Genomic DNA, 13,087 nt, shown 5'->3' on the forward strand with positions numbered 1-13,087 from the left:
CCAGCCTGCACCCTGTAACGCGGGCTCCGATAGCAAGGACGGCATTCATGACACAGTCGAGCATCTCCATCATCGTCAAGGGCGAACGGAAGGAGGTGGCGGCCGATCAGACTGGCGTCCAGCTTTTTGCTGACGACAAGGACATCATCGCCGTCGACCTCAACGGGCAGCCACGCGACCTCTACACACCCCTGCACGAGGGCGACAAGGTCGAGCCCATCACCCTGGAGAGCGACCAGGGACTGGCCATCATGCGGCACTCGGCCACCCACGTCATGGCCCAGGCCGTCCAGGAGATCCGCCCGGACGCCAAGCTGGGCATCGGCCCGGTCATCAAGGACGGCTTCTACTACGACTTCGACGTGGACAAGCCCTTCACCCCCGACGACCTCAAGCAGATCGAACAGCGGATGAAGCGGATCATCAAGTCCTCCCAGAGCTTCCGCCGGCGCGTGGTCACCGAGGAGGAGGCCCGCAAGGAGGAGGCCGACCAGCCCTACAAGCTGGAGCTGATCGGGGCCAAGGAGGCCGAGATCAACAGCGAGGAGGCCACCGAGGTGGCCACCGGCGGCGAGCTGACCATGTACGACAATCTGGACCGCGAGGGCAACACGGTCTGGAAGGACCTCTGCCGGGGTCCCCACCTGCCCAACACCCGCTACATCCGCAGCTTCAAGCTCATGCGCACGGCCGCCGCCTACTGGCGCGGGGACGAGAAGAACCCCATGCTCCAGCGCATCTACGGCACCGCCTGGGCCAACAAGGACGACATGAAGGCCTACACCGCCCGTCTGGAGGAGGCCGCCCGCCGCGACCACCGCAAGCTGGGCGCCGAGATGGACCTCTTCTCCTTCCCGGACGAGATCGGGCCCGGCCTGCCCGTCTTCCACCCCAAGGGCGCGGCCGTCATCAACGCCATGGAGGACTACTCCCGTCAGATGCACCGGCGCAACGGCTACTCCTTCGTGCAGACCCCGCACATCACCAAGGGCCACCTCTACGAGATCTCGGGCCACCTGCAGTGGTACAAGGACGGCATGTACCCGCCCATGCACCTGGACGAGGAGAAGGACGCCAATGGCAAGGTCACCCGCCAGGGCTTCGACTATTACCTGAAGCCCATGAACTGCCCCATGCACAACCTGATCTTCAAGTCCCGCCAGCGCTCCTACAAGGAGCTGCCCCTGCGGCTGTTCGAGTTCGGCACCGTCTATCGCTACGAGAAGTCCGGCGAGGTCCACGGCCTGACCCGCGTACGCGGCCTGACCCAGGACGACTCCCACATCTACTGCACCCGGGACCAGATGAAGGGGGAGCTGACCAACCTGCTCCAGTTCGTGCTCAAGGTGTTGAAAGACTTCGGCCTCAACGACTTCTACCTGGAGCTGTCCACCAAGGATCCCAACAAGTTCGTCGGCTCCGACGAGGTCTGGGAGGAGGCCACCAACACCCTGGCCGAGGTGGCCAAGGACTCCGGGCTGGAACTGGTCGACGACCCCGAGGGCGCCGCCTTCTACGGGCCCAAGATCTCCGTGCAGGCCCGCGATGCCATCGGGCGCACCTGGCAGGTCTCCACCATTCAGCTGGACTTCAACCTGCCCGAGCGCTTCCAGCTTGAGTACATCGCCGCCGACGGCTCCCACCAGCGGCCGGTCATGATCCACCGGGCCCTCTTCGGCTCCATCGAGCGCTTCTTCGCCATCCTGCTGGAGCACTACGCCGGCGCCTTCCCGGCCTGGCTGGCCCCGGTCCAGGTGCAGGCCGTGCCCGTGGCCGACGAGTTCGCCCCCCACCTGGAGCACCTGCTGGACCAGCTGCGCGACGACATGGTCCGCTGCGAGATCGACCGCTCCGATGACCGCTTCGGCAAGAAGATCCGCAACGCGGCCAAGTCCAAGGCCCCCTTCATCCTGATCGCCGGCGAGGAGGACGTCTCCAAGAACGCGGTCTCCTTCCGCTTCCGCGACGGCAGCCAGCTCAACGGGGTGCCCGTGGAGCAGGCCCGCGCCTGGATCAACGAGGCCATCAAGGTCCGTGCCCAGATCAACTCGGCGGACGACTTCCGAGCGAACACCTCCTGCAGTCAGGACTGACCAATGTTCGAGCATCTACGACGCCCCTGGAAGCGCATCATCGCCCCCATCGCCCGCGGCCTGGTTCGTCTGGGCGTGAGCGCCAACGGTGTCACCATCAGCGGAGCCGTAGGCACCACCCTGGTCGCCATCGCGACCGGGTTCACCGGCTGGCTCCTGCCCGGGGCCATCGTCCTGGCCATCCTGGTGGCCTTCGACTCCCTGGATGGGTCCGTGGCCGCGCTGACCGGCGGTGGCACCCAGTTCGGGGGCTTCCTGGACTCCACCCTTGACCGGATAGCCGACTGGGCCGTCCTGGCCGGGGTCATCATCTTCTTGCGCCGCCACGAGCTGGCCTGGGTGGCCGAGGGCAGCCACCAGGGTCCCGACATCTGGGCCCAGGTGGGCATGGCTGCTGCGCTCTTCGCCATCATGACCTCCTTCGTCACCTCCTACGCCCGGGCCCGGGCCGAGGCCGAGGGCTTCGAGGCCAAGAACGGCATCGCCACCAGGTCGGACCGGCTGGTCATCATCCTGGTGGGCATGGCCCTGACCGGTGCCGGGCTGCCCTTGGCCGTGCTCAGCTGCTTCCTGGTCCTGCTGGCCCTGCTGGGCATCGTCACCGTCTGGCAGCGGATCAGCCACGTCGCCAAGGACATGGGCCGCAACCCGCAGCCTGCCAATCCCAACCACGAGTGAGCCTATGCCGGACCGACTGCTCATCTTTCTGGCGCAGCATGCGCGTCTGGTGCCTGAGGGGCTGCTGCGCGGCCTCTTCCTGGCGGCGGCCGACCTGTGTTGGCTGTTCCGGATAGGCGGCGTCAGACAGCTGGAGCGCAACCTGGCCCATGTCATGCCGGAGGCCGACCGTCGCAGCCTGCGGCGCACCTCACGCCAGGGCATGCGCTCCTACTTCGTCTACTTCGTCGAGGCTCTGACCGTGGGCGCCCGCACCAAGGAGCAGCTGCTGGCGCGCATACACGGCGGCGGCAGCGCCTACCCGGAGCCGGCCAAGACCGACATCGGCCTGCGATCCCTGCCCATCGGCATGGGCCACCAGGGCAACTGGGACTACGCGGGCTTCTGGGCCTGCTCCACGGTCGGCCAGGTCACCACGGTGGCCGAGCGGCTGAGGGACCAGGGCATGCTCAACACCTTTGCGGACATCCGTCGCCGCCTGGGCATGAACATCCTGCTGACCGGCGAGCCGGACATCACCGGCCGTCTGACGACCCTGCTGCGGAAGCCCGACCAGGTGGTGCCCCTGCTGGCCGACCGCGACCTGAGCCGCCGAGGCGTCTTCGTCAAGGCCTTCGACTCCTGGATTCGCGTGGCTGCCGGACCTGCCGTCATCGCCTTGGATGCCCGTCTGCCCCTGTATACCGTGAACATGCACAGGGAAAGGCTGACGGGGGAGCGCCGTCGGCAGGCCAAGGCCCCCTATGGCTATGTCTGCCAGGTGGACGGGCCCATCCCCATCGAGCCCTACCTGGACATGCCCCGGGAGCAGGCCATCAACGACCTGACCCAGGCCTGGGTGGACCAGTGGGCCCAGGGCATTCGCGAGCATCCCGAGGACTGGCACATGCTCCAGCCGATTTTCCTCGAGGATCTGGATCTTTCCCGGATGCACGACCTGCCGGACTTCATCCTGGCCCAGGCATCCGAGAACAAGGGAGGTGACGGGCATGAAGGCACCCGAACAAAGGCCTGAGCGGGATCCGGAGCGGGCCGCCATCAAGGCGCCTCTGCGGGTGGGGATCATCTCGCCATACTCCTTCGAGACCCCGGGCGGCGTCCAACTGCACATCCGCGACTTCGCCAGGCATCTTATAGAGCGCGGCCACCAGGTGCAGGTTCTGGCCCCGGGCCGGCGCACCCAGGACATGCCCCTCTGGGTGCATACCACCGGCTCCTCCTTCTCCATTCCCTACAACGGATCCGTGGCCAACCTGAGCTACTTCGGCGTGGCCGGCCACAAAACCCGGCAGTGGGTCAGGCAGGGCCATTTCGACATCCTGCACCTGCACGAGCCCGAGGTGCCCTCCCTGAGCCACAAGCCCCTGAGGCCCGGATTCATTCCCTGCCCCTATGTGGCCACCTTCCATGCGGCCTTCGATACGACCCCGCTGGCCCTGAGGCTGACCAGGCGCTACCTGCGCCGATACCTGGCCAACATCAGCCAGGCCATCTTCGTCAGCCCATCGGCCATGCAGAACGCCCGGAACCTGCTGGAGCCGGGCATACCCAGCCAGATCATCCCCAACGGCATCGAGACCAGAGCCCTGCGCAATGCCCGGCCGCGCCCGGAATGGCAGGGGAGCGAGCGGGAACCTACCATCGGATTCCTGGGCCGGATGAAGGAGGAACGCAAGGGGTTCAGGATTCTGGCCCAGGCCGCACCCGCCATTCTTCGGCGCGTGCCCGGAGCCCGCTTCCTCTGTGCCGGTGACGGCCAAACGGAGGCCCGGGAGATACTCGAAGCCGTCGATCCCGGACTGGCCCGGCGCTTCACCTTCCTGGGCCGGATCAGCGACGAGGACAAGGCCTCCTTCTACCACAGCCTTGGCCTGTATGTGGCCCCGCAGACCGGGGGAGAGAGCTTTGGCATTGTGCTGGTCGAAGCCATGGCGGCAGGCTGCCCGGTGGTGGCCTCGAACCTGCCAGCATTCAAGGACGTCTCCCAGAACGGCCACAGCGCACGGCTGTTCGCCAACGAAGACCCCCAGGACTGCGCCCGGGCGGTCCTGGGCCTGCTGGACGACCGACCCACGCGCCTGGATCTGGCCTCGTGCGGGATGCGCCGGGCCAGCGACTACGACTGGGAGCGGGTCACCGACCAGGTTCTGGATGTCTATGCCCGTGCCTTGGCGGCCAGGCCCGATCATCGCCGTGGCCTGCTGGGCAGACTGGTGGGCCGCAGGGGTGGTTCTCCTTACGATGAAGCCCCCACGAACGGGCCTGAAAACCCGTAAAATTGTCGAAGAGCGGAACTAGAATTCCATTCGTTTACGCATTCGTACCGTCAGGAGACATATGTCAGGGCATTCGAAGTGGGCGACCACCAAGCACAAGAAAGCAGCCATCGACGCCAAGCGTGGCAAGCTCTTCGCCAAGCTGATCAAGAACATCGAGATCGCCGCCCGCACCGGCGGCGGTGACCCCGACGGCAACCCCACCCTCTACGACGCCATCGTCAAGGCCAAGAAGTCCTCCGTGCCCGCGGACAACATCACCAGGGCCGTCAAGCGCGGCTCGGGCGAGGAGGCCGGAGCAGCCAACTACGAGACCATCGTCTACGAGGGCTACGCTCCTGCCGGCGTGGGCATCATCATCGAGTGCCTGACCGACAACCGCAACCGCGCGGCCGCCGAGGTCCGTTCCACCCTGACCAAGGGCGGCGGCTCCCTGGCCCAGAACGGGTCGGTCAGCTTCAACTTCGAGCGCAAGGGCCAGATCATCGTCCCTTCGGATGGCCTGGATTACGACACGGTCTTCGAAAAGGCCGCCGAGGCCGGTGCAGAGGATGTGCAGGACAACGGCGAGAGCTACACCGTGCTGACAGCCCCCGGCGACATGGTCACCGTCCGCAAGGCCCTGCAGGACGCGGGCATGGACTACGACTCCGCCGACCTGGTCCTCAACCCCAAGAGCGAGGTCACCCTGGACCTGGACTCCGCCCGCAAGGTCTCCAAGCTGATCGACAACCTGGACGACCTGGACGACGTGCAGGAGATCTACAGCAACTGGACCGCCCCCGACGAGGTCATGGCCCAGTTGGACGACGAGTGACTCTATGATCGTTCTCGGCGTCGACCCGGGGCTCACCCGATGCGGCGTTGGCGTCATTGAAGCCGGTGCATCGCGCCGGCTTTCCTTTGTTCATGTGGACGTCGTGCGCTCAGACCCCGAACAGAGCCAGGACCTGCGGCTGCTGGCCATCTACCAGGGGCTGACGACCGCCTTGGACCGTTTCAGCCCCGACGTCGTCTCCATCGAGCGGGTCTTCGCCCAGTCCAATCACAACACCGTGCTGGGAACCGCCCAGGCGGCCGGGCTGGCCATGCTGGGGGCGGCGCAGCGAGGCATTCCCGTGGCCTTGCACACCCCCACCGAGGCCAAGATGGCCGTGACCGGCAACGGGCAGGCCGACAAGATCCAGGTGCAGCGGATGGTGGCCCGCATCTTGGGGCTCAACCAGCTGCCCAAGCCCGCCGATGCCGCCGACGCTCTGGCCCAGGCCATCTGCCACGCCCTCAGGCCCGCCGGCGCCATCCAGGGCGGGGAGCGCGAGGAGCATCTGACCCAGGCCCAACGTCAGTGGGCCCAGGCCTCCGCCAAGTACGGCAGGCATCGGGGAGTCCAGCGAGACATGTAAGCTGATTCGAACAGACGTTCGAATTCCATCGAGGGGTGATCAAGTGCTGGCAATGCTGACCGGGCGGGTGGCCGCCATCGAAACAGGCTCTGCCGTCATCGATGTTTCGGGGGTGGGTTTCGAGGTGCGCATGCCCCAGTCGGACCTGGCCTCCATGCGGGCCGAGTCCACGGTCACCGTCTACACCGCCCTTTCCCTGACCCAGGACGCGCTGACCCTCTACGGATTCCTCAGCCGCACATCCAAATCGCTCTTTGCCCAATTGCAGAAGGTCAGCGGCATCGGGCCCCGCGTGGCCCTGTCCATCCTCGCCACCCTGAACTCGGACCAGCTGGCCCAGGCCGTGGCCGACGGCGATGCTGCGGCCCTGTCCCGGGCGCCTGGCCTGGGCAAAAAGGGCGCTCAGAAGATCATCCTCGAACTCTCCGGCAAGCTGGATCTGGATGCCGGCACAGGCAGGCAGGGACCCGCCCAGACCGACGATGGTGCCCACCAGGTGGTGGAGGGGCTGATCTCCCTGGGTTGGCTGCAGCGTGACGCCGAGCAGGCCGTGGAGCAGACCTGCAGCGAGGGCGGCTACTCCCTGCCCCTGCAGTCGGCCGACATTCCCAAGGTGCTCAAGCAGGCCCTGACCCGGCTGGACAGGGGGCGCTGACCCATGGCTGACAAGCAGATGTCTACGGGGTACATCGATTCCCAGAACGGCGACGCCCAGGAGGAATCCCTGCGGATGGTCTCGGCCCGGCCCATCGAAGGCGAGCCTGTCAGTGACGAGGAGCTGCGTCCGGAAACCCTGGACGGGTTCATCGGCCAGCCCCGGCTCAAGGCCCAGCTGGGACTCTTCCTGAAGGCCGCCAAAAAGCGGGACGTGGCCCCGGACCACATCCTGCTGGCAGGCCCTCCTGGCCTGGGCAAGACCACCTTGGCCATGATCGTCGCCCACGAGCTGGAGGTGCCCATCCGGGTCACCTCGGGCCCGGCAGTCCAGCATGCCGGCGACCTGGCCTCCATCCTGAGCTCCCTGGAAGCCGGCGAGGTGCTCTTCATCGACGAGATCCACCGTCTGCCCAGGGCCGCCGAGGAGCTCCTCTACATCGCCATGGAGGACTTCCGGGTGGATGTCATGGTGGGCAAGGGCCCCGGCGCGTCCTCCATACCGCTGACCCTGCCCAGGTTCACGGTCATCGGCGCCACCACCCGTGAGGGCATGCTACCCTCGCCCCTGCGGGCCCGCTTCGGCTTCACCGCCCATCTGGACTTCTACCCGGAGGAGGAGCTGGAGAAGCTGGTCGAGCGGTCGGCCAGGGTCCTGGGCATCGTTCTGCAGGATGACGCCGCCCATCAGCTGGCCCTGCGCTCCCGTGGCACGCCCAGGATCGCCAACCGCCTCCTGCGCCGTGTGCGCGACTGGGCCATAGTCCACGATCTTGACCAGGTCGGCCCTGATGACGTCAAGCAGGCCCTGGCCCTCTACCAGATCGACTCCGAGGGGCTGGACCGCCTGGATCTGGCCGTCCTCAAGGCCATCGTCAACAGTTTCGACGGCGGTCCCGTGGGCCTGAACAACCTGGCCGCCATGGTGGGCGAGGAGGCCGAGACGGTGGAGACGGTCTGTGAGCCCTACCTGGTGCGTGAGGGCTTCCTGGTACGCACCCCAAAGGGGCGTGTAGCCACCTCCAAGGCCTGGGAGCACCTGGGCCGCAAACCGCCCGAGGATGTCATGAAGCTGTTCTAGACTGGGGTCTTCGCAGCAATGCATAGCGCCGTTTGATACCCGTCGAAACAAGGAGTGGAAACAACCATGGGATCCATGATTTTCATGATCGTCATCATCGCCCTGATGATCGCCATGATGTGGGGAAGCTCCCGCAAGAGTAAACAGCAGCAGGCCGCCGTCCAGGACTTCCGCCAGTCCCTGCAGCCCGGTGACGAAGTAGCCACCACCACGGGCCTTCTGGGCAAGGTCGTCTCCGTTGACCTGGAGAAGGAGCAGGTGGTCATCGACTCCGAGGGATCGCAGTCCCGCTGGCGCATCCAGGCCATCACCAAGCCGCCCATCGTCCCGGCCTATATCCACGATGACGAGGTTGACGAAAACGGCAACCCCCTGCCCGAGGACGCGGATGCGCCCGCCGAGGTCACCGCCGCTGAAGAAGACGACAAAGCCAGCGACAATGCCGACGATGAGGAAACCGCCGCCGATGATACTGCCGCCCAAAACTCTGCCGCCTCAGAAGGCAAGGATGATGCCGAGGCTAAGTCGGATACCCAGCCGGATCCTGAAGACGAATCAGACAAGGCCGAGACTGAGGATGAGGAAAAGTCCGATGACGCTGACGAATCGGAGGCGTCCGAGGATTCCAAGGCTTCGGATTCGACTTCCGCCAAGTCCTGAACATCATACGCGCGCCACACCTCCCGTCAGGCTGACTCTGAACGGAAACGCGGCGCGCGTATGATGGCCCCGGCAACCACTTCCAAGGAGCAAAACAGAAAGAAGATCATGGCTCAATCGGACGATATCAAGGTTGGAGAACTTAAGCAGGTGGGCGATGATGACGCCGCTTATCTGATCTCATTGATCCGTACCATTCCGGACTTTCCCAAGAAGGGGATCCTTTTCAGGGACTTCATCCCGGCCATGTCGGATCCCAGAGGATTGGCCATCATCCTCGACGCCATGAAGCGCACCCTGCCCGTCAAGCCGGAGGACTTCGACCTGGTGGCCGGGCTTGAGGCACGCGGCTTTCTGATCGGCCCCCAGCTGGCCTGCGACCTGGGCAAGGGCTTCCTGCCCATGCGCAAGGCCGGCAAGCTTCCCGAGCCCACCTACAGCCAGGAATACGCCCTTGAATACGGCAACGCCCGCATCGAAATCGAGCAGGGCTCCCTGCGCCCTGGCCAGCGGGTCCTGATTGTCGACGACCTGATCGCCACCGGCGGTTCCGCCCAAGCAGCGGCACGTCTGGTGGAGCAGGCCGGGGGCCAGGTGGCCGGTTTCAGCTTCGTCATGGAGCTCAACGGTCTGGACGGCCGCAAGGCCCTGGGTGCCTACCCGGTGACCTGCCTGATGAACATGCCCGCCTGAGCACGATTGGGGGACCTTCACCATGGATTTGTACGAATACCAGGCCAGGCAGCTGCTCGCTGAACATGGCATCTCCCAACCCAGGGCCGTCTATGCCTCAACCGCAGAAGAGGCCGGCCAGGCAGCCGACGTCATCGGCTATCCCTGCATGATCAAGGGCCAGGCCACCATCGGCCACCGAGGACAGGCCGGAGCCGTCAAACGAGCCGAGAATCACGAGCAGGCCGTGGCTCTTGCCCAGACCATCCTGCCCATGAACATCGACGGCCACCCGGTCAGCGGGATCCTGGTCACCGAGGCCCGCAACATCCTGCACGAGTACTACCTGTCCATCTCAGTAGACCGCGCCTCCCGGGACTACGATGTCCTGGCCACGGCCAGCGGCGGCACCGAGGTGGAGACCATCGCCCGCGAGCACCCCGAATCGGTCCGGCGCCTGCACATCGGCCCCTTGGAGGATTTCGACAGGCAGGCCGCCCGCACCATGGCCGAGCGCATCGGCTTCTACCACGCGGATCTGGAGCAGGCTGCGCAGATACTTCTGGGCATGTGGCACACCTTCCAGGACAGCGATGCGACCCTGGTCGAGATCAACCCCCTGGCCAAGGTGGGCGACCCGGACGACGAGGCCACCAAGCACCTGGATGCCCTCGATGCCAAGATCTCCCTGGACGGGAATGCGGCCTTCCGGCACGACGGCTGGAAACGGTTCACGGACCCGGCGCAGGTCGACCCCCTGGAAGCCAAGGCCAAGGCCGCAGGCCTGCACTACGTCCATCTTGACGGCCAGGTGGGCGTCATCGGCAACGGTGCAGGACTGGTCATGAGCTCCTTGGATGCGGTCGCCGGGTCGGGACGCCGACAGGGCGTTCCTGTTGGACCCGCCAACTTCCTTGACATCGGCGGCGGCGCCTCGCCCGAGGTCATGCGCACCAGCCTGGACGTGGTCCTCTCCGACCCCCAGGTACGTTCGGTCATGGTCAATGTCTATGGAGGCATCACCTCCTGCCAGCAGGTGGCCCAGGGCATCCTGGCCGCCGTGAACGCTGCGGGCGAGCAAGATCAGGACGACAAGCGACCCATCGTGGTCCGCTTCGACGGCAATGAGGCTGCCGAGGGACTGGACCTGCTGGCCAAGGCCCAACAGCCTCGGCTCAAGGTGGCCCGCACCATGGAGGAGGCGGCGGACCAGGCCGTGGCCCTGGCCGCTCAGGCAGGAAAGGAGACGGGACGATGACCCTCTTCGTTGAAGACGGCGCCCCCGTCATGGTTCAGGGCATGACAGGTCGCCAGGGCATGGTCCACACGGCCCACATGATGGCGGCAGGCACCAACATCCTGGCCGGGGTCAACGCCCGCAAGGCCGGAATGACGGTAGACTTCGACGGTCCGGACGGCCAGCCCCGTCATGTGCCCGTATACGCCGACTGCGCAGCAGCCCGTGAGGCGACCGGAGCCCGCACCTCCGTGGTCTTCGTGCCGCCCAGATTCGCCAAGGATGCCATGGTCGAGGCCATCGAGGCCGGCATCACCCTGATCGTGGTCATCACCGAGGGCATTCCCGTGGCCGATACCGCTTACTGCGTGGCCCTGGCCAGGGAACGCGGCTGCCGCATCGTCGGCCCCAACTGCCCGGGGCTGATGACCATGTCCGACCGGCCCAACGGCGTCGGCGCAGACCTGGGCATCATCCCGCAGGGGATCGCCGGTCGCGGCCCGCTTGGCCTGGTCTCCAAGTCCGGCACCCTGACCTACCAGCTCATGGGGGAGTTGTCCTCCATCGGCTTCACCGCCTGCCTGGGCATCGGCGGCGACCCCATTGTGGGCACCACCATGCTAGAGGCTCTGCAGGCCTTCAACCGCGATCCCGAAACCAAGGCCTGCGTCATGATCGGTGAGATCGGCGGCTCGGCTGAGCAGGAGGCCGCCCACTGGGCCTCCACCCACATGACCAAGCCCATCGTGGCCTATATCGCCGGCTTCACCGCCCCCGAAGGCAAGCAGATGGGCCACGCCGGAGCCATCATCTCGGGCGGCAAGGGCACGGCTGCAGACAAGAAGGAAGTGCTGGAGTCCGTCGGCATCAAGGTGGGCACCACACCCGGCGAGACCGCCCAGCTGACCCGCGACCTGCTGCGGGAGCATGCCATCATATGACCGACAGGGTGAAAGTATGGCTCCGGGGGGCCCTAGAGGCCTTCCTAGCCATACTTATCTTCACCGTCGCCCTCGGGGCCTGCATGGCCCTGCTCCTGCTCATCATCTCCATCGAGGAGGGCGGACCCTCCCTGTCCATGGCCACCGTGGCCCTGACAGAAACCATCACCCTGCTCACCCAAGGCTGCGGGTTCACAGCCGGAGCCCTGACCCTGACCATCATCCCCCTGCTGCTGACCGGTCTGCTGATCTGGATGATCCGCTCCCTGGTCAGCCGACTGGGCATGTCCGTCGGCGGCTGCATCGCCGGCCTGGTCGTCTGGGTGCTCTGCAGCCTCATCCTCATGCAGGGCAGCCAGACCATCCAGGTGGACACCACCCCGGTCATGCTTTTGCGGACCAGCCTGGTCTTCCTCTTGGGTTACGGCTGGGCCTGGGTCCGCTCTGAACCGTTCCGCCAGGCTTTCACCAAACGCATTCAAGAGGTTCTGCCGGTCCAGGTCCGCAGGACCATCCGGCTCGGGCTCACGGCCGGCTTGATCCTCCTGGCCGCCATGCTGGCCGCCGGCCTGATCGCCCTGATCATCTGGATTGTTCTCTATCACGGAGACGTGGGCCGCCTGTTCAAACTGACACGTATGGGCACCGCCTCGGCAGTAATGACCAGCCTGGCGTCCCTGGCCTGGCTGCCCAATCTGATTATCTGGGCTGCCTCCTGGCTCTTCGGTGACGGTTTCAGGATCGGCCAACTGGCCACCTTCACCCTCTGGTCCGGCCACGCCTCCAGTCTGCCCTCGCTGCCTCTCTTTGGGCTTTTCCCCGAGCCGGTCTCCCGGCAGGGGGTTCGTCTGCTCCTGCTCAACCTGCCCCTGCTGGCCGGAGTGGTTGTTGGCATTCTCTTGCTGACCGGGCCCTGGGGTGTCAGCATTCACGCTGCCGTGCGTCAAGCGGGGCTGAAGTCCCGCGATACGGCAGTCTGCTTCCTGATGGCAACCCTAGCCACGGCCCTGGCCTGGCTGGTCACCCTGCTCGGTCTTGCCCTGCTTTTCCAGCTCTCCAACGGGGCCCTGGGCCGCCAGCGACTGGCCGGAGTGGGCGTGCCCATAGCCTCCTCCCTGCGCATGATCGGGACCTCCCTGGGGGTCGGCCTGCTGGGAATATGGCTGCTGGCACTTGTCATCGCCGCCCTGATCATCATCAAGGACGTCCTGATTGACTATCTGCGCCAGGCAGACGCCAAAAAGACTTCCGCCCAGGCGGAAAACAAGGAAAAACACAACCAATCACGCGGTCAGGAGGGAAAGGAGCCCAAGGCAACCGACCGAGCAGACACACCACGACAGGTCTCGTCCACCCGCAGACCAGGCAAGTAGATCCGAAGGTGGCGGGGCG

At 65.8% G+C, this 13,087-nt stretch carries 13 protein-coding genes; all 13 read left to right on the forward strand.

Annotation, left to right across the window (positions count from 1 at the left end):
* The first annotated feature begins 47 nt into the window (after positions 1 to 47).
* The 13 genes from thrS to AC0AII_RS04275 all read left to right on the forward strand — a co-directional run bounded on the left by thrS (position 48) and on the right by AC0AII_RS04275 (position 13,068).
* Entirely contained in the window at positions 48 to 2,093 is a 2,046-nt protein-coding gene (gene thrS, locus AC0AII_RS04215; protein ID WP_288804544.1) for a threonine--tRNA ligase, read from the forward strand.
* A gap of 3 nt (positions 2,094 to 2,096) precedes the next feature.
* Positions 2,097 to 2,771 carry a phosphatidylinositol phosphate synthase gene (gene pgsA, locus AC0AII_RS04220; RefSeq protein ID WP_490446238.1) on the forward strand — a complete coding sequence of 225 codons (675 nt, stop codon included), beginning with the start codon at positions 2,097 to 2,099 and terminating at the stop codon, positions 2,769 to 2,771.
* Positions 2,772 to 2,775: 4 nt separating this feature from the next.
* Complete coding sequence (locus AC0AII_RS04225; protein WP_490446239.1) at positions 2,776 to 3,786, forward strand: phosphatidylinositol mannoside acyltransferase; 1,011 nt, start codon at positions 2,776 to 2,778, stop codon at positions 3,784 to 3,786.
* Positions 3,761 to 5,047 carry a glycosyltransferase family 4 protein gene (locus tag AC0AII_RS04230; RefSeq protein WP_490446240.1) on the forward strand — a complete coding sequence of 429 codons (1,287 nt, stop codon included), beginning with the start codon at positions 3,761 to 3,763 and terminating at the stop codon, positions 5,045 to 5,047. The genes AC0AII_RS04225 and AC0AII_RS04230 overlap by 26 nt, the downstream gene beginning before the upstream one ends.
* Before the next feature lie 61 nt (positions 5,048 to 5,108).
* Complete coding sequence (locus AC0AII_RS04235) at positions 5,109 to 5,864, forward strand: YebC/PmpR family DNA-binding transcriptional regulator (protein WP_490446241.1); 756 nt, start codon at positions 5,109 to 5,111, stop codon at positions 5,862 to 5,864.
* Between the two features lie 4 nt (positions 5,865 to 5,868).
* On the forward strand, positions 5,869 to 6,450 hold the full coding sequence (ruvC, locus tag AC0AII_RS04240) for a crossover junction endodeoxyribonuclease RuvC (protein ID WP_490446242.1): 582 nt from the start codon (positions 5,869 to 5,871) through the stop codon (positions 6,448 to 6,450).
* A 43-nt stretch (positions 6,451 to 6,493) separates the two neighbouring features.
* Positions 6,494 to 7,105, forward strand: coding sequence for a Holliday junction branch migration protein RuvA (gene ruvA, locus AC0AII_RS04245; RefSeq protein ID WP_198184166.1), 612 nt, complete (start codon positions 6,494 to 6,496; stop codon positions 7,103 to 7,105).
* Between the two features lie 3 nt (positions 7,106 to 7,108).
* A complete protein-coding gene (gene ruvB, locus AC0AII_RS04250; protein WP_229281692.1) occupies positions 7,109 to 8,185 on the forward strand; it encodes a Holliday junction branch migration DNA helicase RuvB in 1,077 nt (358 codons plus the stop codon).
* 66 nt (positions 8,186 to 8,251) lie between these two features.
* Positions 8,252 to 8,845, forward strand: coding sequence for a preprotein translocase subunit YajC (locus AC0AII_RS04255; RefSeq protein WP_490446243.1), 594 nt, complete (start codon positions 8,252 to 8,254; stop codon positions 8,843 to 8,845).
* Between the two features lie 108 nt (positions 8,846 to 8,953).
* The gene (locus AC0AII_RS04260) at positions 8,954 to 9,538 is read left to right on the forward strand and encodes an adenine phosphoribosyltransferase (protein ID WP_490446244.1); all 585 of its coding nucleotides are present in this window, start codon (positions 8,954 to 8,956) and stop codon (positions 9,536 to 9,538) included.
* Positions 9,539 to 9,560: 22 nt separating this feature from the next.
* Positions 9,561 to 10,775 carry an ADP-forming succinate--CoA ligase subunit beta gene (gene sucC / locus AC0AII_RS04265; RefSeq protein ID WP_490446245.1) on the forward strand — a complete coding sequence of 405 codons (1,215 nt, stop codon included), beginning with the start codon at positions 9,561 to 9,563 and terminating at the stop codon, positions 10,773 to 10,775.
* Positions 10,772 to 11,695 (forward strand): succinate--CoA ligase subunit alpha, encoded by a 924-nt coding sequence (sucD, locus tag AC0AII_RS04270; RefSeq protein WP_490446246.1) that lies wholly within the window; start codon positions 10,772 to 10,774, stop codon positions 11,693 to 11,695. The genes sucC and sucD overlap by 4 nt, the downstream gene beginning before the upstream one ends.
* Entirely contained in the window at positions 11,692 to 13,068 is a 1,377-nt protein-coding gene (locus AC0AII_RS04275; protein WP_490446247.1) for a cell division protein PerM, read from the forward strand. The genes sucD and AC0AII_RS04275 overlap by 4 nt, the downstream gene beginning before the upstream one ends.
* Positions 13,069 to 13,087 lie beyond the last annotated feature (19 nt).

Source organism: Bifidobacterium sp. VU/mBH4 (B4) (genome assembly GCF_058199535.1).

What these genes read in the sequence shown, in the direction of transcription:
- thrS (WP_288804544.1), top strand. Translation starts at nt 48, where the DNA reads ATGACACAGTCGAGCATCTCCATCATCGTCAAGGGCGAACGGAAGGAG.
- pgsA (WP_490446238.1), top strand. Translation starts at nt 2,097, where the DNA reads ATGTTCGAGCATCTACGACGCCCCTGGAAGCGCATCATCGCCCCCATC.
- AC0AII_RS04225 (WP_490446239.1), top strand. Translation starts at nt 2,776, where the DNA reads ATGCCGGACCGACTGCTCATCTTTCTGGCGCAGCATGCGCGTCTGGTG.
- AC0AII_RS04230 (WP_490446240.1), top strand. Translation starts at nt 3,761, where the DNA reads ATGAAGGCACCCGAACAAAGGCCTGAGCGGGATCCGGAGCGGGCCGCC.
- AC0AII_RS04235 (WP_490446241.1), top strand. Translation starts at nt 5,109, where the DNA reads ATGTCAGGGCATTCGAAGTGGGCGACCACCAAGCACAAGAAAGCAGCC.
- ruvC (WP_490446242.1), top strand. Translation starts at nt 5,869, where the DNA reads ATGATCGTTCTCGGCGTCGACCCGGGGCTCACCCGATGCGGCGTTGGC.
- ruvB (WP_229281692.1), top strand. Translation starts at nt 7,109, where the DNA reads ATGGCTGACAAGCAGATGTCTACGGGGTACATCGATTCCCAGAACGGC.
- AC0AII_RS04255 (WP_490446243.1), top strand. Translation starts at nt 8,252, where the DNA reads ATGGGATCCATGATTTTCATGATCGTCATCATCGCCCTGATGATCGCC.
- AC0AII_RS04260 (WP_490446244.1), top strand. Translation starts at nt 8,954, where the DNA reads ATGGCTCAATCGGACGATATCAAGGTTGGAGAACTTAAGCAGGTGGGC.
- sucC (WP_490446245.1), top strand. Translation starts at nt 9,561, where the DNA reads ATGGATTTGTACGAATACCAGGCCAGGCAGCTGCTCGCTGAACATGGC.
- sucD (WP_490446246.1), top strand. Translation starts at nt 10,772, where the DNA reads ATGACCCTCTTCGTTGAAGACGGCGCCCCCGTCATGGTTCAGGGCATG.
- AC0AII_RS04275 (WP_490446247.1), top strand. Translation starts at nt 11,692, where the DNA reads ATGACCGACAGGGTGAAAGTATGGCTCCGGGGGGCCCTAGAGGCCTTC.